Source organism: Domibacillus robiginosus (assembly GCF_000966195.1).
Taxonomy (GTDB): Bacteria; Bacillota; Bacilli; order Bacillales; family Domibacillaceae; genus Domibacillus; species Domibacillus robiginosus.
The window spans coordinates 39,460-59,964 of the sequence record NZ_LAHL01000012.1 but is presented as its reverse complement, the minus strand read 5'-3'; the positions used below and the strand labels follow the sequence as shown (position 1 = coordinate 59,964).

18 protein-coding genes and 1 pseudogene are annotated in these 20,505 nt (G+C 46.9%); 17 read left to right on the top strand and 2 right to left on the bottom strand.

Features of this window, described 5'->3' with window-relative positions:
• The first annotated feature begins 38 nt into the window (after positions 1-38).
• The 10 genes from VP97_RS08660 to VP97_RS08615 all read left to right on the top strand — a co-directional run bounded on the left by VP97_RS08660 (position 39) and on the right by VP97_RS08615 (position 11,759).
• Positions 39-839: a TIGR00282 family metallophosphoesterase gene (locus tag VP97_RS08660; RefSeq protein WP_050181380.1), complete on the top strand. Its 801-nt coding sequence runs from the start codon at positions 39-41 to the stop codon at positions 837-839.
• A gap of 67 nt (positions 840-906) precedes the next feature.
• Entirely contained in the window at positions 907-1,167 is a 261-nt protein-coding gene (locus VP97_RS08655) for a stage V sporulation protein S (RefSeq protein ID WP_050181379.1), read from the top strand.
• 175 nt (positions 1,168-1,342) lie between these two features.
• Positions 1,343-3,085, top strand: a complete 1,743-nt coding sequence (locus VP97_RS08650) for a 2-oxoacid:acceptor oxidoreductase subunit alpha (protein WP_050181378.1) — start codon at positions 1,343-1,345, stop codon at positions 3,083-3,085.
• A 2-nt stretch (positions 3,086-3,087) separates the two neighbouring features.
• Positions 3,088-3,969: a 2-oxoacid:ferredoxin oxidoreductase subunit beta gene (locus tag VP97_RS08645; protein ID WP_050181377.1), complete on the top strand. Its 882-nt coding sequence runs from the start codon at positions 3,088-3,090 to the stop codon at positions 3,967-3,969.
• A gap of 123 nt (positions 3,970-4,092) precedes the next feature.
• Positions 4,093-5,628, top strand: coding sequence for a tRNA (N6-isopentenyl adenosine(37)-C2)-methylthiotransferase MiaB (miaB, locus tag VP97_RS08640; protein WP_050181375.1), 1,536 nt, complete (start codon positions 4,093-4,095; stop codon positions 5,626-5,628).
• 1 nt (position 5,629) lies between these two features.
• Complete coding sequence (locus VP97_RS08635) at positions 5,630-6,067, top strand: YlbF/YmcA family competence regulator (RefSeq protein WP_050181374.1); 438 nt, start codon at positions 5,630-5,632, stop codon at positions 6,065-6,067.
• A gap of 103 nt (positions 6,068-6,170) precedes the next feature.
• A complete protein-coding gene (gene cotE / locus VP97_RS08630; protein WP_050181372.1) occupies positions 6,171-6,671 on the top strand; it encodes an outer spore coat protein CotE in 501 nt (166 codons plus the stop codon).
• 85 nt (positions 6,672-6,756) lie between these two features.
• Positions 6,757-9,336 carry a DNA mismatch repair protein MutS gene (gene mutS / locus VP97_RS08625; RefSeq protein ID WP_050181371.1) on the top strand — a complete coding sequence of 860 codons (2,580 nt, stop codon included), beginning with the start codon at positions 6,757-6,759 and terminating at the stop codon, positions 9,334-9,336.
• Positions 9,337-9,347: 11 nt separating this feature from the next.
• Entirely contained in the window at positions 9,348-11,186 is a 1,839-nt protein-coding gene (gene mutL, locus VP97_RS08620; RefSeq protein WP_050181370.1) for a DNA mismatch repair endonuclease MutL, read from the top strand.
• Between the two features lie 12 nt (positions 11,187-11,198).
• Positions 11,199-11,759, top strand: coding sequence for a glycerol-3-phosphate responsive antiterminator (locus VP97_RS08615; RefSeq protein ID WP_050181368.1), 561 nt, complete (start codon positions 11,199-11,201; stop codon positions 11,757-11,759).
• A 30-nt stretch (positions 11,760-11,789) separates the two neighbouring features.
• Here VP97_RS08615 and VP97_RS08610 read toward each other — a convergent pair whose 3' ends face one another.
• Positions 11,790-12,554, bottom strand: coding sequence for a polyphosphate kinase 2 family protein (locus VP97_RS08610; RefSeq protein ID WP_050181367.1), 765 nt, complete (start codon positions 12,552-12,554; stop codon positions 11,790-11,792).
• Positions 12,555-12,792: 238 nt separating this feature from the next.
• On the opposite strand from VP97_RS08610, the pseudogene VP97_RS08605 reads away from it, so the two are divergent.
• The 7 genes and pseudogenes from VP97_RS08605 to VP97_RS08575 form a co-directional block, all read left to right on the top strand.
• A pseudogene (locus VP97_RS08605) lies at positions 12,793-13,471 on the top strand (MIP/aquaporin family protein); the annotation flags it as partial.
• 141 nt (positions 13,472-13,612) lie between these two features.
• Positions 13,613-15,103 (top strand): glycerol kinase GlpK, encoded by a 1,491-nt coding sequence (gene glpK / locus VP97_RS08600; RefSeq protein ID WP_050181365.1) that lies wholly within the window; start codon positions 13,613-13,615, stop codon positions 15,101-15,103.
• Between the two features lie 150 nt (positions 15,104-15,253).
• Positions 15,254-16,876: a glycerol-3-phosphate dehydrogenase/oxidase gene (locus VP97_RS08595; RefSeq protein ID WP_050181364.1), complete on the top strand. Its 1,623-nt coding sequence runs from the start codon at positions 15,254-15,256 to the stop codon at positions 16,874-16,876.
• 53 nt (positions 16,877-16,929) lie between these two features.
• A complete protein-coding gene (gene miaA / locus VP97_RS08590) occupies positions 16,930-17,871 on the top strand; it encodes a tRNA (adenosine(37)-N6)-dimethylallyltransferase MiaA (protein ID WP_050181363.1) in 942 nt (313 codons plus the stop codon).
• A gap of 43 nt (positions 17,872-17,914) precedes the next feature.
• Positions 17,915-18,145 (top strand): RNA chaperone Hfq, encoded by a 231-nt coding sequence (gene hfq / locus VP97_RS08585; RefSeq protein ID WP_050181362.1) that lies wholly within the window; start codon positions 17,915-17,917, stop codon positions 18,143-18,145.
• Positions 18,146-18,227: 82 nt separating this feature from the next.
• Entirely contained in the window at positions 18,228-19,139 is a 912-nt protein-coding gene (locus tag VP97_RS08580) for an AAA family ATPase (RefSeq protein ID WP_050181361.1), read from the top strand.
• Between the two features lie 37 nt (positions 19,140-19,176).
• Complete coding sequence (locus tag VP97_RS08575; RefSeq protein WP_050181359.1) at positions 19,177-19,812, top strand: TetR/AcrR family transcriptional regulator; 636 nt, start codon at positions 19,177-19,179, stop codon at positions 19,810-19,812.
• A 46-nt stretch (positions 19,813-19,858) separates the two neighbouring features.
• Here VP97_RS08575 and VP97_RS08570 read toward each other — a convergent pair whose 3' ends face one another.
• Entirely contained in the window at positions 19,859-20,467 is a 609-nt protein-coding gene (locus tag VP97_RS08570) for a trimeric intracellular cation channel family protein (RefSeq protein ID WP_050181358.1), read from the bottom strand.
• Positions 20,468-20,505 lie beyond the last annotated feature (38 nt).

Genomic DNA, 20,505 nt, shown 5'->3' with positions numbered 1-20,505 from the left:
CCGTTTTTCTTTTTTAATGAAAAGAAAGAAGGAAAAGTATGGATTTATTATTCATTGGAGACGTTGTAGGATCTCCGGGGCGTGACATGGTAAGTGAGTACGTACCAAAATTAAAGAAAAAATACCGCCCGGGCATTACCATTATTAATGGGGAAAACGCAGCAGCAGGACGCGGTATTACAGAAAAAATTTATAAAACATTTATGCAAAATGGGGCGAATGTTGTAACACTTGGCAACCATGCGTGGGATAATCGAGATATTTTTAATTTTATTGATGGGGCAAAATGGCTCGTTCGTCCGGCAAACTTTCCTGCATCCGTTCCGGGGCAGGGGATTGTATACGTACCAGCTGGTGAATTTGAAGTAGCCGTGATTAACTTGCAGGGTCGTGTATTTATGAATGACCTTGACTGCCCGTTTCAAAAAGCAGACCAGCTGGTAGAGGAAGCAAAAAAACGGACGCCATTTATTTTTGTGGATTTTCATGCCGAAACAACAAGTGAGAAGCAAGCAATGGGCTGGTTTTTAGATGGACGGGTCACCGCAGTGGTCGGTACTCATACCCATGTGCAAACAGCTGATAACCGGGTGCTGCCCGGCGGCACTGGCTATTTAACGGATGTCGGGATGACAGGCCCATACGATGGCATTTTGGGAATGGAGCGTGAAACCATCATTCAAAAGTTTCAAAATCAGCTTCCAGCCCGGTTTGAAGTGCCAAAAGAAGGACGCACGCAACTGTCAGGATGTCTCGTTCGCGCAGACCGGAAAACAGGACGTGCCAAGTCAATAGAGCGTATTTTAATTAACGACGACCATCCTTTTCAAGATTATTGATTCATAGCCCCTCTTCCTTTGAATATATATGAAAGACGAATGGAGGCTTTAGAAGGGGGATTAGGGAATGGACGTGTTGAAAGTATCATCAAAATCAAACCCGAATTCGGTCGCGGGTGCGCTGGCCGGAACTATGCGGGAAAAAGGCAGTGCAGAAATACAAGCGGTTGGAGCAGGAGCCCTAAATCAAGCTGTTAAAGCAGTTGCCATCGCCAGAGGATTTGTCGCACCCGGCGGTATTGATTTAATTTGTATTCCTGCTTTTACGAGCATTGTCATTGCAGGAGAGGCAAGAACGGCAATGAAATTAATTGTTCAATCTCGATAAGCATTCCAGCCTAATGGCTGGAATGCTTTTTAAGTGCCGCTTTCAACAGTCCATTCCATAACTAAAAAGACAATTTTTACTGATTAAGCATTCGTATAGTGATTTAATTTGAAAAATGATACACTAAGAGAAGCAGAAAATTGATGCGGTCATATTTAAAGGAGTGTTTGAAACAATGGCAGAGCAGCTTTCTTGGAAAGTGGGAGGACAGCAAGGAGAAGGGATTGAAAGTACAGGCGAGATTTTTTCCATGGCATTAAACCGCCTTGGCTACTACTTATACGGATACCGTCACTTTTCATCTCGGATTAAAGGCGGACATACAAACAATAAAATTCGCGTCAGCACGAAAAAAGTAAGCTCGGTCGCCGATGACCTTGATATATTAGTGGCATTTGACCAGGAAACGATTGATGTAAATTACCGTGAGCTTCACGCAAACGGGATCATTATTGCAGATACAAAGTTTAAGCCGGTTAAGCCGGAGGATACGGAAGCAGGCTTTTACGCAGTCCCATTTACAGAGATGGCGACAGAGCTTGGTACCTCGCTTATGAAAAACATGGTTGCAGTCGGAGCAACATGTGCCATTATTGATTTGGATGTTTCTGTTTTTCTTGGGGTTGTGGAAGAGATTTTCGGCCGTAAAGGAGAAACTGTCGTTCAAAAAAATATGGAAGCGATCCAGCAGGGATATAAGTACATGAAAGATCAGCTTGGCGATGGGACAAGCTCTCTTGCTCTTCCGCCAGCGGACGGTCAAAAACGTATGTTTATGATCGGTAATGACGCTATCGCTCTCGGTGCCCTTGCGGCAGGTGTACGCTTGATGGCGGCTTATCCGATTACACCGGCATCTGAAATTATGGAATACTTGATTAAAAAATTGCCTAAAGTTGGCGGTACAGTCATTCAAACAGAAGATGAAATTGCAGCGGCTACAATGGCAATCGGCGCCAACTATGGCGGTATTCGTTCCTTTACAGCATCAGCCGGTCCAGGCTTGTCTTTAATGATGGAAGCAATTGGTTTATCGGGTATGACCGAAACACCGCTTGTTGTAGTGGATACACAGCGAGGCGGCCCGTCAACGGGACTTCCAACAAAGCAGGAACAGTCTGATCTGATGGCAATGATTTATGGAACACATGGTGAAATTCCGAAAGTAGTCATTGCACCGGGAACAGCAGAAGAAGGATTTTACGACACAGTAGAAGCCTTTAACATTGCCGAAGAATATCAGGTACCGGTTATTGTCCTGTCAGACCTGCAGTTGTCCCTGGGTAAGCATACAGTAGAACCCCTTGATTACAGCCAGGTGAGCATACGCCGGGGGAAGCTGGTTAAAGAAGGTATTGAGCCACGTGAAGATAAATCGTATTTTAAACGGTATGAAGTAACGGAAGACGGTGTTTCTCCACGCGTAGTACCGGGTGTCACAGGTGGTATTCACCATGTAACAGGTGTTGAGCACGATGAGACAGGCAAGCCGTCCGAGTCACCGGCGAACCGGAAAGCACAGATGGACAAGCGTATGAGAAAAATCGAAGCGCTGCCTCATGTTTTCCCAAATCCAGTTTATAAAAATGCCACGCATGAAGAAGCGGATCTTCTGTTAATTGGCTTTAACTCGACAGGCGGAGCCATTGAAGAAGCGATGGAACGACTTGAATCAGAAGGCATAAAAGTAAACCATGCACGTATCCGTCTTGTCCATCCATTTCCAACGGAAGACATTTTGCCGCTTATTGAGTCGGCAAAACGGGTTGCCGTTGTAGAAAACAATGCGACAGGCCAGCTGGCAAGCATTATTAAAATGAATGCCGGCTATCCGCAAAAAATTAAAAGCATCTTAAAATATGATGGAAACCCATTCCAGCCGCATCATATTGTTGAGAGCAGCAAGGAGCTGATTTAATCATGGCAACAGCAACAACCGCAACATTTAAAGATTTCCGTAATAGCGTCAAGCCGAACTGGTGCCCTGGCTGTGGTGATTTCTCTGTGCAGGCGGCTATCCAGCGTGCGGCAGCCAATGTAGGACTGACACCGGAAAAGCTGGCGGTTATTTCTGGAATCGGCTGTTCAGGCCGTATCTCAGGCTATATTAATTCCTATGGACTTCACGGTATTCACGGACGGGCCCTTCCAATTGCGCAGGGCGTGAAAATGGCTAATAAAGATTTGACGGTCATCGCATCCGGCGGTGACGGCGACGGGTTTGCGATTGGAATGGGACATACCATTCATGCGATGCGCCGCAATATCGATTTAACATATATTGTTATGGACAACCAAATTTATGGTTTAACAAAAGGCCAGACCTCTCCACGTTCAGCTGCTGGATTCAAAACAAAATCAACGCCGCTTGGAGCGATTGAGCAAACATTGTCACCGATGCAATTGGCTGTGACAACAGGCGCTACATTTGTGGCTCAAAGCTTCTCGACGGATTTAAAAGACTTAACAGCGATTATTGAAGCAGGTATCAACCATAAAGGCTTTTCCATTATTAATGTGTTCAGCCCATGTGTAACGTATAATAAAGTCAACACCTATGATTGGTTTAAAGAAAACTTGACCAAGCTTTCGACGATTGAAGGATATGATCCGTCTGACCGTCAGGCTGCAATGAATACATTGATGCAGCATAATGATCTTGTAACAGGAATCATTTATCAGGATACGGAGCGTCCGTCCTATCAGGAACTTGTTGAAGGCTATGCGGAAACGCCGCTTGCAGATGCCGATCTTGATCTTGGGGAAGAAACATTCAAGCAGCTTGTTGAAGAGTTTATGTAATATTTATGGCGCGGAGAGAGAAATCTCTGCGCTTTTTCTATGCCTTGCTTGAGTACGTTCGTTGAACGGTATATACTTAAGAAATGTGCACGATAGTTTGAAAGATCGGAAAGGGGATTCACCATGAACGAAGAACAACGAAAAAATAGCGAGCAGGCTCGTCCATCGGACAAAAAATCCGCCAAGGACTATAGCCAGTATTTCCAATCAGTTTACACGCCGCCTTCTTTAAAAGACGCTAAAAAGCGCGGAAAAGAAGAAGTAGCATATCACAATGATTTTAAAATCGACGAGCGTTTTCAGGGGATGGGCAGTGGCAAAAACTTTTATATCCGTACGTACGGATGTCAGATGAATGCCCATGACACGGAAGTCATGGCAGGTATTTTTATGGCACTCGGCTACAATGCGGTAGAAACACCGGAAGAAGCAGACGTTATTTTGCTGAATACGTGTGCGATTCGCGAAAATGCAGAAAACAAAGTGTTTGGTGAGATTGGTTTTCTCAAGCATTTAAAGCGGGATAACCCGAATTTGCTTCTTGGCGTCTGCGGCTGTATGTCCCAGGAAGAATCTGTTGTAAACAAAATTTTAAAATCCTATCATCATGTGGATATGATTTTCGGCACCCACAACATTCACCGTCTGCCGGAAATCCTAAACGAAGCGTATATGTCCAAAGAAATGGTCATCGAGGTTTGGTCTAAAGAAGGCGACGTGATTGAAAACCTGCCGAAGGCGCGCCAGGGCAATGTAAAAGCATGGGTGAACATCATGTACGGCTGTGATAAGTTCTGTACGTATTGTATTGTGCCATATACACGCGGAAAAGAGCGGAGCCGTCGCCCGGAGGAGATTATCCAGGAAGTGCGCCAGCTCGCTGCGCAGGGTTATCAGGAAGTGATGCTGCTTGGTCAAAACGTAAATGCATATGGAAAAGATTTCAATGACATCGAGTACCGTCTCGGTGACTTAATGGACGAAATCCGCCAGATCGGTATTCCGCGTGTTCGCTTTACAACAAGCCACCCGCGTGATTTTGACGACCATTTAATAGAGGTGCTCGCTAAAGGCGGCAACTTGATGGACCATATCCATCTGCCGGTGCAAAGCGGTTCAACGGATATACTCAAAATTATGGCCCGTAAATATACACGCGAGCAGTTTTTAGAGCTTGTGCGTAAAATCAAAGCAGCAATGCCGGACGTAGCGCTGACAACCGATATTATTGTCGGTTATCCGAACGAAACAGAAGAACAATTTGAAGAAACGATGTCGCTTTATCGTGAAGTCGGATTTGAAATGGCGTACACATACTTGTATTCTCCTCGTGAAGGCACACCGGCTGCCAAAATGGTGGACAACGTGCCAATGGATGTGAAAAAAGCCCGCCTGCAGCGATTAAATGCGCTTGTGAATGAATTGTCAGGTGAGTCGATGAAGCGATACAAAGGCCAGATTGTTGAAGTACTCATTGAGGGAGAAAGCAAGAAAAATCCGGATGTTCTTGCCGGATATACATCGAAAAGCAAGCTTGTGAACGTCAAGGCACCGAAATCAGCTATCGGAAAAATTATTCCGGTCCGGATTACGGAAACAAAATCATGGTCAATGGACGGGGAAGCGGTAGAAATCGAAAATATGGCCGAGGTGAACTAAAATGGAAAAAACCATTTACACAAAAGATGAGATCATCGCGAAAGCAACCGAGCTCGCCAATATGATTTCGGCTACAGAAGAAGTGGAGTTTTTTAAGCAGGCAGAAGCAAAAATCCACGAGAATCAGAAGCTGCGCGAAAAAATGGCCGGCTTGAAAAGTCTACAAAAGCAAGCTGTTAATTTTCAGCATTACAAAAAAACAGAGGCGCTGAAAATGGTAGAAGAAAAAATCAATAAAATCGAGCAGGAGCTTGATGAAATGCCGATTGTGCAGCAATTCAAGCAGTCGCAAACAGATGTAAACGAAATTTTACAGATGGTAGCGACCGCGATTTCAAACAAAGTAACAGATAACATTATTACAGAAACAGGCGGCGATCTGCTTCGCGGTGAAACAGGTGCCCAGGTAAGAAACAGTACACCAGGAAGCTGCTCTTAAAAAACAATCCCGCCGAAAAGGCGGGATTTTTTTAAAATCTTGGGCACCCGTCTCGCTTTCTCTGCATACAATAGGAAGACCACATCAGAGGAGGGACAACAGATTGAGCCAATTCCGCGAGATTATCACAAAGTCCGTCGTTGCCAAAGGCCGAAAGTATACGCAGTCACACCATGCTGTTCTGCCGCCGAATAAGCCGTCCGGTATTTTAGGATGCTGGATTATCAACCACGAGTACAAAGCGAAAAAAAACGGCAAAAAAGTAGAGGTATTTGGCACGTATGAAATTAACGTCTGGTATTCCTACCATAACCACACGAAAACGGCTGTTGTCACAGACAAGGTGGAGTACAAGGACGTACTGAAATTAACGTACCGGGACGACGACTGCGACGGAGACGATCATGTTTGGGTGAAGGTACTGCAGCAGCCAAACTGCCAGGAAGCGGTTATTTCTGACTGTGGAACAAAAGTAAATGTGCAGGCAGAACGTGAACTGATTGTAGAGGTCACAGGCGAAACAAAAGTGTGCGTGGCATTTCATGATTACGAAGACGAATGGGACTGTGAGCGGGAAACAGCAGAAGAACATCATGACCACTAAATGAGCTGGCGGGGAACGAACCGTTTTCCCGCTTTTTTTTCGTGTGCTATACTATCAGAAGAAGAAAGACAGAGAGGAATGCGACATGGCACAATATACTCCAATGATTCAACAATATTTACGTGTAAAGGCAGACTACCAAGATGCCTTTTTATTTTTTCGCCTCGGCGACTTTTATGAAATGTTTTTTGAAGATGCGCTCAATGCAAGTCAAATACTAGAGATTACCTTAACGTCGCGTGACGGCGGTAGTGCAGACAGAATTCCGATGTGCGGAGTACCATACCACTCTGCGAAGAGCTACATAGAGCGGCTGATCTCAGCAGGACACAAGGTAGCGATCTGTGAACAGCGGGAAGATCCTAAACAGGCAAAAGGTGTAATTAAACGAGAAGTTGTACAAGTCATTACACCGGGAACAGTGATGGAAGGATCGGGCATTCAAGAAAAAGAAAATCATTATCTGGCTGTACTTGAGCGTTCTGACAGCCAATACGCGGTAGCTGCAGCGGATGTCACAACAGGAGAGTGTAAAACAGCCGTTTTTCCTTCTTTTGACGCGGCTCTTCATGAGCTGGCCGCTTACGGTGTGAAGGAAGTGATCACAGACGGCACTCTCGGAGAAGCAGAAGCAAAGCAGATGTATGGCCGGATTGGTGCCGTTCTGTCAGTGGAAGAATCGATGGAAACCGATACGTTCAGCCCTCTTTTGGCTCGTCTGGAGCACAGCTTGCTGCGTCAGGCATCCGCCCGTTTGTATCATTATCTCCACCGGACACAAAAGCGCAGCTTAGACCATTTGCAGCCGGCAGAGCCATACGAAATCCGTGACTATATGAATATCGACTTTTTTTCCAAACGAAATTTAGAGCTGACTGAAACAATTCGCTCAAAAGGAAAAAAAGGTTCACTCCTCTGGCTGCTGGATGAAACCAAAACGGCCATGGGAGGCCGTTTGTTAAAGCAATGGATTGACCGTCCGCTGCTCAATAAAGAGGAAATCGACCGCCGATTGTCGATTGTCGATACATTTATCCAGGCGTTTTTTGAGCGAGAAGAGCTGCGTGAACAGCTAAAAGAAGTATATGATTTAGAGCGGCTTGCCGGCCGAGTCGCTTTTGGCAGTGTGAATGCGCGTGATTTGGTTCAGCTGAAAAAATCACTCGGGCAGATTCCGCTGCTTCAGCACGTATTAAAACAAATGAATGGAGCTGAACTGGACAAGCTTGCTGACGCTCTGGATCCGTGTGAAGAGCTTCTGGACGAGCTGGAGCAGGCGCTGATTGAAGAACCTCCTCTGTCAGTGAAGGAGGGCGGCATGATCCGGGATGGGTTTCATGCGCAGCTGGACGAGTACCGGGATGCCTCCCGCAATGGAAAACAATGGATTGCAGAGCTTGAGCAGCGGGAGCGGGTGAAAACCGGCATTAAGTCTTTGAAAATCGGCTACAACCGCATTTTCGGATATTATATTGAAGTGACAAAAGCCAACCTTGGCTTGCTTGAGGAAGGCCGGTATGAGCGCAAGCAGACGCTGGCTAATTGCGAGCGCTTTGTAACACCGGAGCTCAAGGAAAAAGAAGCCCTTATTTTAGAAGCAAATGAAAAAATGGTTGAGCTTGAATATGAATTGTTTTGCGAGCTTCGCGAGCATGTGAAGGGTTTTATTCCACGGCTGCAGCATCTGGCCCGTATGGTGAGTGAGGTGGATGTACTGCAATGCTTCGCGGCTGTGAGTGAATCACGCCGGTTTGTCCGCCCGGTGTTTTCGGCAGATGGTCGGATGTGGATTAAAGAGGGCCGCCATCCGGTTGTAGAAAAAGTGATAGACTCACAGGGTTTTGTACCAAATGACTGCCGGATGGAAGAAGGGCGGAATGTGCTGCTGATTACCGGACCGAATATGTCAGGGAAAAGCACGTATATGCGCCAGACAGCATTGATTGCTATTTTGGCGCAGATCGGCTGTTATGTACCAGCAGATGAAGCAGTACTGCCGATCTTTGATCAGATTTTCACGCGGATTGGTGCGGCAGACGACCTGGTTTCCGGACAAAGTACATTTATGGTAGAGATGCTTGAAGCGAAGCATGCGATTGTCAGTGCCACAAACCGCTCGCTTATTTTATTTGATGAAATTGGGCGCGGCACATCCACATACGATGGGATGGCGCTGGCACAGGCGATGATTGAATATATTCATACAACAATTGGAGCGAAGACATTATTTTCGACTCATTATCATGAATTAACAGTGCTCGATGAATCACTTCAGCATATGCAAAATGTTCATGTAACCGCAGCAGAACAGGATGGAAAGGTCGTCTTTTTACATAAGGTAAAAGATGGCGCCGCCGATAAAAGCTATGGTATTCATGTAGCAGAACTGGCTGGTCTGCCCGACTCGGTCATTTCCCGAGCCGATGAGCTGCTTCAGCTGTTGGAAAATCGTGAAGAAAAAGCCGCACCGGCTGCAGCACAGCAGGAAGGGCAGCTTTCGTTTTTTGATGAGCCGCCTGCCTCTATTGTGGCCGAGAAGCAGCCAGAGCCGACCAAAGAAGACGCATCCATTCTCACCAAGCTGCTCAGCTACGACATTATGGAAATGACTCCGATGGAAGCGATGAACACATTGTATGCACTACAAAAAGAAGCAAAAAAATGAGGTGAGCCAAAATGGGGATTATTCGCCAGCTCGATGAGTCACTGTCAAATAAAATTGCGGCCGGTGAAGTAGTAGAGCGGCCGGCCTCTGTTGTAAAAGAATTAACGGAAAATGCGCTCGATGCAGGAAGCACAGTGATTGAAATTGATGTGGAAGAAGCCGGTCTTGGGCTGATCCGCATTACGGATAACGGCTCGGGCATCGAGCCGGATGATGTGGAGCGGGCTTTTTATCGGCATGCGACAAGCAAAATTAAAGATGAAAATGATTTGTTTCGTATTCGTACGCTCGGCTTTCGCGGGGAAGCTCTGCCCAGTATTGCCTCGGTATCTGATGTAACGATGGCTACCTCTACAGGGAGCGGTGCCGGAACCGAAATTATCTTGTCTGGAGGTGCGATCCAATCAAAACAGCCCGGTCCTGCCCGCAAAGGAACGGACATAACCGTGTCTAACCTATTTTTTAACACGCCGGCACGGCTCAAATACATGAAAAGTGTTCATACCGAACTCGGTAATATTACGGATGGCGTTAACCGAATGGCGCTGAGCCGTCCAGACGTTTCATTCCGACTCCGTCATAACGGCCGTGAGCTGCTGAAAACAAACGGAAACGGCGATGCGAGACAGGTGCTTGCGGCTATTTACGGAACATCTATTGCCAAGCAGATGATCCCGGTCCAGGCGCAGTCGCTTGACTTTCGGCTGTCCGGCTTCGTGTCGCTCCCGGAAGTCACGCGTGCGTCGCGAAATTACATGTCCATGATCGTCAATGGGCGGTTTATTAAAAATTTCAAGGTCTCCAACGCCATTTTAGAAGGCTATCACACCTTTTTACCGGTCGGACGCTATCCGATTGTACTATTAAATATCGAAATGGACCCGCTGCTCGTTGATGTAAATGTGCACCCGGCAAAACTAGAGGTACGATTCAGTAAAGAAGCAGAGCTTTGTACGCTCATCGCCTCTTCTATTAAAGAAGCGCTGCGCAAGGAAACGTTGATTCCAGATGCACTGCCTGTACTGAAAAAACGGAAAGACTTTACAGAGCAGCCGGCCTTTCAATTTGATGCACCGCCTCCGCGCAAACCGTCCATGCCGCCGGCCAAAGAAGTAGAAAAGCTATATAAGCCGGAGTATTACGAGGAACCTGTTAAGGAAGCACCGCCGGAAACGATCTTTGACGACATCCTTCCTGAGCCGCCTATAGCACCGGAGCCGGTTCATACAAAAGAACAGGCACCGAGCGTGCCGGAGCAGCCGGCTGAGCGCATGCCGATGCTGTATCCGATTGGCCAGATGCATGGCACATATATTTTTGCCCAAAATGAAAATGGCTTGTATATGATCGACCAGCATGCTGCTCAGGAGCGGTTAAAATATGAATATTTCCGGGAAAAAGTCGGACAGACAGAACCGGAGCTGCAGGAGCTGCTGATTCCGCTGACATTTAATTTTTCAGCAGACGAGTTTATGAAAATTGAAGAAAATCGGGCTGCACTTGAAGGTGTTGGGGTGTTTCTAGAGCCGTTTGGCGACAAATCGTACGTTGTCCGCTCTCACCCCGTCTGGTTTCCAAAAAATGAAGAACGCGATGTAATCGAAGAAATGATTGAAGAAGTGCTGGCAATGAAAAAGCCGGATGTGAAAAAAATCCGTGAGGAAGCGGCTATTTTAATGAGCTGTAAAGGATCGATTAAAGCAAATCGCCATCTGCGAAACGATGAAATTGAGCAGCTGCTGGCCGATCTGCGCCACAGTGAAGATCCTTTTACCTGCCCACACGGCCGGCCGATTATCATTCATCTGTCCAACTACGATATTGAAAAAATGTTTAAACGAATCATGTAAAGAGGTGGCAGCATGTTCTTTAATGGACAAGCAATTTTGCCGGCAATCCGGTCAATGAAAGATTTTGAAAAAATGCTCTCCATGAAGTATGAGTATGGCGTGTTTTTAGATCTGCATATCGGGCAGGTAAAAAGCGTGCTTGACCTCGCCCAGAAGAATGGAAAAAAGATGTTTATTCACCTCGATTTAATTAATGGGCTTGCCGGTGATGAGCACGGCGTTGAATTTATTGCCCGGTATGCCAAGCCGTACGGGATCATTTCCACAAAAGGAAGTGCCCTCATCAAAGCAAGGCAAAAAGGACTTATTGCCACGCAGCGCGCATTTATTCTAGATTCGAATGCGGTCAATAGAAGTGTTCGGCTTGCACAAAAAGCAGAACCAGACTTTATTGAAGTGCTGCCGGGTGTAGCGCCAAAAATTATTGAGCTCATTCGCCGTGAAACGGGTAAACCGGTTTTTGCCGGGGGTCTTATTGAAACGAAAGCGGAGGTAGAAGCCGCTCTTTCGGCAGGTGCGTCGGCGGTGACTACATCAGACATTGCTCTGTGGAAGGAATTTGCCGGGAGCTAAAACAAGCGCAGCCAATAAGGCTGCGCTTGTTTAGTTAGCACCGTAAAGACCATAATTCGGAAGCGACAGCCCAAGCTGCTTCAGCGACTCTTCAATATGTGAGACAGCTTTTTGAAGAATGTCTACCCGTGCGTACTTTTTATTATTTCCTTCGATCACATACCAGGGTGCGTGTGCAAAATCTGTTTTTTGGAGCATTTCTTCAGCAGCTTCTACGTATAGATCCCATTTTTTCCGATTGCGCCAATCCTCATCGGTAATTTTCCATCGCTTTAAAGGGTTTTGCTGACGCTCTTCAAATCGGCGCAGCTGCTCATCTTTTGAAATTTGCACCCAAAATTTCATCATTATGTACCGTTCGTCTGTTAATGACTTTTCGAATGCATTAATTTCGTCATATGCCCGCTTCCATTCGCGATCGACAGCATAACCTTCAATCCGCTCAACGAGCACGCGTCCGTACCAGGAACGGTCAAAAATCCCAATCTGACCGTGCTGTGGCAGCTTGCGCCAAAAACGCTGCATATAGTGATAACGCAGCTCATGCGGCTGAGGAGCTGAAATAGGATGAACGAGTACGCCGCGCGGATCAAGCTGTTCATTCATTCGTTTGATGGCACCACCTTTTCCAGCTGCGTCCATACCTTCAAACGCAATGATCAAACCGATTTTTTCATGAAACAAGGTTTGCTGCAGGGCAAGCAGGCGTCGCTGGTACCTTTCCAATTCTGCTTTATACAGCTTTTTATCGGTGAACTGCTTGTCCTGCTTTAATTTTTCCAATTCGATTTTCATCTTTATTCCTCCTTTTCTTTCCCATACCCATTATCGCGCTTTTTCAACATTTTTTAAAAACATTTGACACCGCTTTCAGCTAGCGTTATCATAAACAACAAGTTCATAAATTTGTGGCCGAGAACATGGAGACTCACATTGACACCCTTCAAGGGGGCCAGTGTGAGTTTTTTTGTTTTCTGCTATAAGGCGTCCCGGGCGTAAAGGCGGAACAAAGAGGCGAAGGAATAAAAACAAAATAACACCATTTGTGAGAGAGTGGATCGGAACGGCGACACCCCTTATTTTTAGGGTGGGTGTGTTACGCTAATAAAAGTTTAAAAAAATCATTTGCCAACAGAGAAGGGTGATTGGTGATTGTATTTAGCCGAGGACTGACCGTTACACTGGCTGCGTATGCGGCAGGCGGAGCCAGCGGAGTGCACTAAAAGTTACGATCGCACTGCTGATTACCGGTTTCTCTCCATGGGCAATGTTGTATCGTATATAACAGCTCAAATGATCGGTGTCATTATCGGATCGGCGGTTGTATTTCTGCATTTTCTTCTACATTGGAAAGAAACGGACGATCCTGGCGCGAAGCTTGGCGTTTTTGCTACATCACCGGCGGTTAACCGCCCGTATGCCAGCGTAGTGAGTGAATTAATCGAAACCTTTATGTTAATGAGTGGATTATTAATCATTGGAGCAAATAAGATTACAGACGGCCTGAATCCATTAATTGTCGGCTTTTTAATCATTGTCATTGGGCTGTCGCTGGGAGGTATCACGGGCTATGCAATCAACCCCGCTCGTGAACTTGGTCCGCGCATCGCACATTTCCTGCTTCCGATTGCCGGTAAGGGAGGTTCAAACTGGAAGTATGCCTGGGTCCGGTGGTCGAGCCGGTTTTGGGCTCGGTTCTGGCAGCCTTTTTTATAAAAGATTTCTCTTAAATGAAGGAACAGGCGCCTTTTTCATAACACTGGCGCTATCGGTTGTTTTTATTTTAATGATCAGGCTTGCTTCAGCGGGGCCTGCTGTGCAAAGCTATACACATAAATAAGGGGGATTTTGAAATGGAAAAATACATCATGTCAATTGATCAGGGAACAACAAGCTCACGGGCGATTTTGTTTAATAAAGCAGGAGAAATTGTTCATTCTGCACAAAAAGAATTTAAGCAGTATTTTCCAAACCCGGGCTGGGTGGAGCATGATGCAAACGAAATTTGGGCGTCCGTTTTATCCTGTATCGCAACGGTATTGAGTGAAGTGGACATTCATGCCGACCAAATTGAAGCGATCGGCATTACCAATCAGCGTGAAACAGCGGTCGTCTGGGATAAAGAAACGGGGCGTCCTATTTATCACGCTATCGTCTGGCAATCACGCCAGACGGCAGACATCTGCGCGGATATTAAAGCGAAAGGCCATGAACAAACATTCCGTGATAAAACAGGGCTTCTGGTTGACCCTTATTTTTCCGGAACAAAAGTAAAATGGCTTTTGGATCATGTGGAAGAAGCACGCGAGCGGGCGGAAAGAGGAGAATTATTATTCGGTACAATTGATACATGGCTGATTTGGAAGCTGACAGGCGGAAAAGCGCACGTGACCGATTATTCAAATGCGGCACGGACACTGATGTTCAACATTCATACGCTGGAATGGGACGAAGAGCTGCTTGACATTTTAACGGTGCCAAAGCAGCTGCTGCCAGACGTTCGCCCTTCTTCTGAAGCATATGGAAAAACGGCGCCATTTCACTTTTTTGGACAGGAAATCCCGGTTGCCGGTGCGGCAGGAGACCAGCAGGCAGCGCTGTTTGGACAAGCGTGCTTCGAAAAGGGAATGGCGAAAAACACATACGGCACCGGCTGCTTTATGCTGATGAACACCGGTGAAACAGCTGTGAAGTCAGAGCATGGTCTGCTGACAACAATTGCCTGGGGCGTTGATGGAAAAGTAGAATATGCCCTTGAAGGAAGTATTTTTGTAGCGGGTTCTGCGATTCAGTGGCTGCGTGACGGCATGCGGATGATCAAAACAGCTGCAGACAGTGAGAAATATGCAGAGCGGGTAGACTCAACCGATGGTGTTTATGTGGTGCCGGCTTTCGTGGGGCTGGGCACGCCATACTGGGAAAGTGATGTGCGCGGCGCCATGTTTGGTGTCACACGCGGAACGGAGAAAGAGCATTTTATCCGTGCAGTGCTTGAGTCCCTTGCATATCAAACGAGAGATGTACTTGAAGCGATGGAAGCAGACTCTGGCATTTCGCTAAAAGCGCTTCGTGTGGATGGTGGTGCCGTCATGAACGCCTTTTTAATGCAGTTCCAGAGCGATATTCTGGATGTGCCGGTAGAGCGGACACAAATTAACGAAACAACGGCTCTTGGTTCGGCGTACCTGGCAGGGCTGGCGGTTGGTTTCTGGAATGACCGGTCAGAAATTGCGCAAAACTGGCAGGTAGCCCGCACGTTCGAGCCAGAAATAACAGAAGATGTCCGTGAAGCATTGTACGCAGGCTGGAAAAAAGCGATAAAGGCTGCTATTGCGTTTCAATAACACTAATGATACAATAAAGACAAGTTAATACATTGTCCGGAGAAACGGGAGAGACCTGAAAGCAAAACAGCAGCGCTGTTTTGTTCTTTCAGGTCTCTTTTTGTTTATCCGAGGGTATAAAAGAAACAACCACATTAAGGGGATGACAAAATGAAGTTCACAAATCACCAGCGGTCAGAAGCGATACAGGCATTGCAAAACGAGCAGTATGACATTCTCGTCATTGGCGGCGGTATCACCGGCGCCGGTATTGCCCTGGATGCTTCCATGCGCGGCATGAAAACCGCTTTAATCGATATGCAGGATTTTGCGGCAGGTACGTCGAGCCGTTCCACAAAGCTTGTGCACGGCGGCCTTCGCTACTTAAAACAATTTGAAGTGAAAATGGTGGCAGAGGTCGGCAAGGAGCGGGCGATCGTATATGAAAACGGCCCGCACGTAACCACACCGGAATGGATGCTGCTTCCGTTTCACGCTGGCGGCACGTTCGGCCCGCTTTCTACGTCTCTCGGCCTCCGCGTTTATGACTTTTTGGCAGGCGTCAAGCGGTCGGAGCGCCGGAAAATGTTTTCGGCTTCGGAAACGCTGAAGCAGGAACCACTTGTAAAGCGTGAAGGATTAAAAGGCGGCGGTTACTATGTGGAGTACCGGACAGATGATGCGCGTCTGACACTTGAGGTGATGAAGCGGGCGGCTGAAAAAGGTGCACGCTGCCTGAACTATGTGAAAGCGGAAGGCTTTACGTATAAGGACGGCAAAGTAACCGGCGTTCAAGCCGTTGATCAATTAACCGGCCGGGCGCTGACTATTACGGCCGCCAAAGTGGTCAACGCTTCCGGCCCGTGGGTAGATGAAGTGCGCAAAAAAGACGGAAGTGAAAACGGCAAGCACCTCCGCATGACAAAAGGCGTTCATATTGTTATCGATCAGTCCGTTTTTCCGCTTCAGCAGGCTGTTTACTTTGATACACCGGATAAGCGGATGGTGTTTGCGATTCCGCGTGACGGCAAAACGTATGTCGGTACAACTGATACTTTTTACAATACCGATCCGATCCGTCCAGACATTACAGCGGAAGACCGTGCTTACCTGCTCAATGCGATCCGGTTTATGTTCCCTTCTGTACAGGTAGAGGAAGCGGATATCGAGTCGTCCTGGTCAGGTGTCCGTCCACTTATTTATGAGGAAGGCAAAGATCCATCTGGAATTTCCCGCAAAGATGAAATTTGGGAAACAGAATCCGGCCTGCTGACAATTGCCGGCGGGAAATTGACCGGCTACCGGAAAATGGCCCAAACGATTGTGGATCTGGTTGCCAAGCGGCTGAAGGAGGAAAAGGGTATTCTCTATAGTTCATCCCAGACGAAGCATCTGCCGATCTCAGGCGGTGATGTGGGCGGCTCGGCGAACTTCCCGGCTTTTGTGCAAGCGAAAGCAGCAGCCGGCGTGGCTAAAGGCTTTACTCAAAAAGATGCAGAGAAAATTGCCCGTATGTACGGGTCCAACGCGGAAAAAGTGTTTGCTTACAAGGAAGACAGCGAACTGCCGGACTTGTTAAACGCGCAGCTTATCTATGCGATCGAGGAAGAAATGGCCTATACGCCGGCAGACTTTTTTATCCGCCGTACAGGAGCCCTGCTGTTTGATATCCACACGGTCCTCGCGTACAAAGAGCAGGTGATAAATAAAATGGCCCGGCTGTTCGGCTGGTCAGAAGAAGAAAGAGCGAGACATGCCACAGAGCTTCAAAAAGAAATCGATGCCTGTTCGTAAGGGTCCGTATCCGCTATAATAAGGATACTTATCCATAAAAGGCTGTGAAAAACGTGACAAAAAACAAAGTCGCTGTCGTGATTGGCCCGACAGCATCCGGAAAAACCGATTTAAGCATTCACCTGGCCAAACAATTTGACGGTGAGGTGATCAGCGGGGATTCTATGCAGATTTACCGGGGTCTTTCCGTTGGAACTGCAAAAGTAACAGAAGAAGAAATGGACGGGGTCCCGCATCACTTAATTGATATTAAAAATGTAGATGAATCTTTTTCTGCTGCCGAGTTTCAGCAGCTCGCCCGCGAAAAAATCGCGGACATCAACGCGCGGGGACGGCTGCCCATTATATGCGGCGGCACGGGTCTTTATATTCAATCTGTGTTATATGACTACCAATTTGCCCCGGAAGAGGCAGACGGCACTGTACGGGAAGCTCTTGAAGCAGAAGCGGACAGAATAGGGGCACAGGCGCTCCATGATGAGCTGAAGCGGGTGGACCCTGTAACAGCTGCCACGTTTCATCCAAACAACGTACGCCGGACCATTCGGGCACTGGAAATTTACCGGACGACCGGTGAGCTTCCATCCGAGCGGCCAAGTGCCGAAGCACCGGCAGAAAAATACGAAAGCGCCATGATCGGGCTGACGATGGACCGGGCCGTGCTGTATGACCGAATCAACCGCCGGGTGAATTTGATGGTCGAGCAGGGGCTGCTGAAGGAAGCAGAATGGCTGTACCGCCAGCAGCTGTCTGATGTGCCGGCCGTTCAGGCGATTGGCTACAAAGAGCTGTTTCCGTTCCTGCGCGGGGAGCAACCTCTTGAAGAAGCGCTGGAGGTGCTTAAACAAAATTCGCGCCGGTACGCCAAACGCCAGCTTACCTGGTTCCGCAATAAAATGGACATTGACTGGTTTGATGTAACGGATGAAGCTTCAAGAAAAGAAAAAAAACAACAAATTTGTTCCCTGCTGGCAGGAAAGCTGAATCTAAGGTAGAATTAATAATAATGGATTCAGAGAGAAAGAGGAGGAACGAAGCATGAAACAGCCAATTAACATTCAGGACCAATTTCTAAACCAGCTGCGTAAAGAAAGCACAATGGTTACCGTATTTTTACTTAATGGGTTTCAATTGCGCGGGCTGATTAAAGGATTTGATAACTTTACCGTTCTTGTAGAAACCGATGGGAAACAGCAGCTTGTGTTTAAACATGCCATTTCGACATTTGCTCCTCAGCGCAGCGTGAACTTGAATTTTGAAGAACAATAACCAAAGACTCCAGAGATCCGCCCTTGAGCGGGTCTTTTTTTTGTGCGTCTGCATATCTTTTCTTATAAAGGAGGGGCGCAGCATGAAGCAGACAAACAAGGAAGGCCGTATTCATGTCGTCCTCAACCCAAAAGAAAAGCCAGCACCGCTGGCGGACGGCTGGCCGGAACATCCAGAGCATGGGCTGCTCCGTAAGATCGAAGAAGAAATGGACGCCTTGATTGGCCTGAATGGCCTGAAAATACTCATACGGGAATTGTATGCAGCCGCTTATATTAGCAAAAAACGCATCGAAGCTGGCATTGATACACGTGGACAGATGCTGCATATGCTGTTTACCGGCAACCCGGGAACCGGAAAAACCACCGCTGCCAGGCTATTTGCTTCAATGTTTAAGAGAATTGGTCTTCTTGAAAAGGGTCATTTTATTGAAGCAGAGCGGGCAGACCTGGTGGGGGAATATATCGGCCACACAGCACAAAAAACACGTGATCTCGTCAAAAAATCCCTGGGCGGTGTATTGTTTATTGATGAAGCCTACTCTTTGGCAAGAGGCGGAGAAAAAGACTTTGGCAAGGAAGCGATTGATACACTTGTGAAACAAATGGAGGATCATCAAAACAGCTTTATTTTAATTCTCGCCGGCTACCCGCGGGAGATGGCGCACTTTTTGTCGATGAACCCGGGCCTTCAGTCCAGATTCCCGATTGTCCATCATTTTCCGGATTATTCCACAGAGGAGCTGCTTGAAATTGCGGATGTAATCGCCAAAGAAAAAAACTATGAAATCGACCGGGACGGCCGAGCCACGCTTCAAGCAATGATTGAACAGGAAAAAAGAAGAGCCGGCTTCCGTTTTGCAAACGGGCGGAATGTTCGGACGTTAATTGAAAAAGCCGCCCGGCGTCAAGCAATCCGGCTGATGAAGCAGACGGCTCATTCAAAAAAAGAGCTGAAAACACTGAAAGGGGAAGATTTTCAATTGTCACAATAAAAAAACATATGATAGAATGTCCAAAAGGATGATGAAGATGAAAAAAAAGCCTGTGAAAGAAAGAATCATTGAAACCGCTTTAATCATGTTTGAAAAATACGGTTATCATGGAGTGACGATCGACCAGATTGTAGACGAATGCGGCACATCGAAAGGCGGATTTTATCATAATTTCCGGTCAAAAGATGAACTGCTGTACCATATCCATGACGTGTTTATTTCGTATTTGCTCAATAAAGCCAAGGAATCGTACGAAAAAGAAGCAGATCCTGTATCACGAATGTGCGGTATTATTACGTCATTTACGAAAATTTTTGATTTGTATAAATCGCATATTACGGTGTTTTATCAGGAAAGTACGTATTTAAAAGGTGATTTTGAAAAGCAGATTAACGAAAAGCGTGATCAGTACCGTCAGCTGCTGCTGCAAATCATTCGTGAAGGCCAGGAGAGCGGAGACTTCCGTTTGGAAGTCCCGGCTGAAATTTCAACGATGGCGATTATGGGAATGATCAACTGGATGTACAAATGGTTTAAAAAAGAAGGAGAATTGTCTCTTGAAGATATCGCACGTATTTTCAACGACATGATGCTCCACTCCCTGCTGACAGAAGACGCTATGAAAGCAGGAAAAGGAGATCAATTTCTTCTGAAAACGGAATCCGTTCAATAAACGGATTCTTTTTTATTGCACAAAACAACCCGTCCAAGACGGGCGTTTACAGTTTAACGGTACGCTTTGGCAAATGCCAGCCATATTTGTAAGAAAGAATACGCAGCACAGTAATAAAAAGAAATAAAATGATCATCTGCGACGGTGTCGATGCACCGCCAAGGGCAATAATCAAGCCGGCCAGCGCTGCCCAGACCCCGTATACCTCATCCCGCAGCAAAGCAGGCTTCCGCTGTGCCAGCACATCGCGTACAAGCCCTCCGCCGCTTCCGGTCAGCACCGCTGCAACCACGACAGCACTAAGCGGGTGATTCATGCCGGATGCGTATAAGGCACCCTGTACAGCAAAAGCAGCCAGACCGATCGCATCAAAAAAGTTTCCCCATACCGGCCAGTGGCGGAGAAGATTTTGTGGAAAAAGAATAACAGCTGTAATCGAAAGCGCAGCAATGGTGAAAAACTCTCCCTGCTCCCATAGTGCTGAAACCGGCACCCCAATTAATAAATTCCGGATCGCCCCGCCGCCAAACGCGGTAATCATGCCTAAAATATATATACCAAACAAGTCATACTCTTCCTCCATCGCTACAATGGCGCCAGAGATCGCAAAGGCGATCGTGCCAATGACCGTAAAAACATCCCATGTAAGCTCCATTCCGAACCTTCCTTCGCTTAAAATGTTTAATGTTCGTT

Coding starts and splice junctions, on each gene's coding strand:
- VP97_RS08660 (WP_050181380.1), top strand. CDS start 39: ATGGATTTATTATTCATTGGAGACGTTGTAGGATCTCCGGGGCGTGAC.
- VP97_RS08655 (WP_050181379.1), top strand. CDS start 907: ATGGACGTGTTGAAAGTATCATCAAAATCAAACCCGAATTCGGTCGCG.
- VP97_RS08650 (WP_050181378.1), top strand. CDS start 1,343: ATGGCAGAGCAGCTTTCTTGGAAAGTGGGAGGACAGCAAGGAGAAGGG.
- VP97_RS08645 (WP_050181377.1), top strand. CDS start 3,088: ATGGCAACAGCAACAACCGCAACATTTAAAGATTTCCGTAATAGCGTC.
- miaB (WP_050181375.1), top strand. CDS start 4,093: ATGAACGAAGAACAACGAAAAAATAGCGAGCAGGCTCGTCCATCGGAC.
- VP97_RS08635 (WP_050181374.1), top strand. CDS start 5,630: ATGGAAAAAACCATTTACACAAAAGATGAGATCATCGCGAAAGCAACC.
- mutS (WP_050181371.1), top strand. CDS start 6,757: ATGGCACAATATACTCCAATGATTCAACAATATTTACGTGTAAAGGCA.
- mutL (WP_050181370.1), top strand. CDS start 9,348: ATGGGGATTATTCGCCAGCTCGATGAGTCACTGTCAAATAAAATTGCG.
- VP97_RS08615 (WP_050181368.1), top strand. CDS start 11,199: ATGTTCTTTAATGGACAAGCAATTTTGCCGGCAATCCGGTCAATGAAA.
- VP97_RS08610 (WP_050181367.1), bottom strand. CDS start 12,554: ATGAAAATCGAATTGGAAAAATTAAAGCAGGACAAGCAGTTCACCGAT.
- glpK (WP_050181365.1), top strand. CDS start 13,613: ATGGAAAAATACATCATGTCAATTGATCAGGGAACAACAAGCTCACGG.
- VP97_RS08595 (WP_050181364.1), top strand. CDS start 15,254: ATGAAGTTCACAAATCACCAGCGGTCAGAAGCGATACAGGCATTGCAA.
- hfq (WP_050181362.1), top strand. CDS start 17,915: ATGAAACAGCCAATTAACATTCAGGACCAATTTCTAAACCAGCTGCGT.
- VP97_RS08580 (WP_050181361.1), top strand. CDS start 18,228: ATGAAGCAGACAAACAAGGAAGGCCGTATTCATGTCGTCCTCAACCCA.
- VP97_RS08575 (WP_050181359.1), top strand. CDS start 19,177: ATGAAAAAAAAGCCTGTGAAAGAAAGAATCATTGAAACCGCTTTAATC.
- VP97_RS08570 (WP_050181358.1), bottom strand. CDS start 20,467: ATGGAGCTTACATGGGATGTTTTTACGGTCATTGGCACGATCGCCTTT.